The sequence below is a fragment of the Rathayibacter sp. AY2B7 genome (assembly GCF_002931635.1).
GTDB lineage: Bacteria > Actinomycetota > Actinomycetes > Actinomycetales > Microbacteriaceae > Rathayibacter.
The window spans coordinates 1-546 of sequence record NZ_PSUC01000240.1 but is presented as its reverse complement, the minus strand read 5'-3'; the positions used below and the strand labels follow the sequence as shown (position 1 = coordinate 546).

The following is a 546-nucleotide window of genomic DNA, read 5'->3' as shown; positions in this document are numbered from 1 at the left end:
TGACGACCCGGACGACCTCGTCGGGGTCCTCGTGCTCCCAGAAACGAAGTGCGATCCAGCCTGCCTCTCGGAGTAGTCGGTCGGTGTCGCGGTCCCGTTCGCGATTCCTCGTCACCTTCTCCGCCCAGAAGCCGGCGTTGGTCTTCGACACCGTGTGATGCACCGGGCAACCGTGCCAGAAGCAGCCGTCGATGAAGACCGCGATGCGCTGTCGGGGGAAGGCGACGTCCATGGTGCGCCGGGACGACCCCGGCACCTTGCGTTGGAGGCGGTACCTGAGTCCCGCGGCGTGGAGCGCCGATCGGATGCGGAGCTCCGCCTTCGTGTCTCGGCCGCGGTTGCTGCGCATCGAGCGCCGGACGCCGTCGCTCGAAGCCCAGGACATGATCCGAGCGTAAGAGGATCCACCGCCTCGGGCCTGCGGTGCCGCCGTTTTCAGTGCGTTTGTCACAGTACGTTTGTCACATGGAACGCGGCCCGATTCGAACCCTCGATCTGTTCGCCGGCGCGGGCGGCCTCACCGCAGGGTTCCACTCCGCCTCGTCC

Annotated in this window: 1 protein-coding gene; it reads right to left on the bottom strand. The window is 67.2% G+C overall.

What is annotated here, in order from left to right:
* Nucleotides 1-451, bottom strand: a 451-nt coding sequence (locus C5C27_RS17640; protein ID WP_258066853.1) for a very short patch repair endonuclease, incomplete at its 3' end; no start/stop codon positions are given.
* Nucleotides 452-546: the final 95 nt, after the last annotated feature.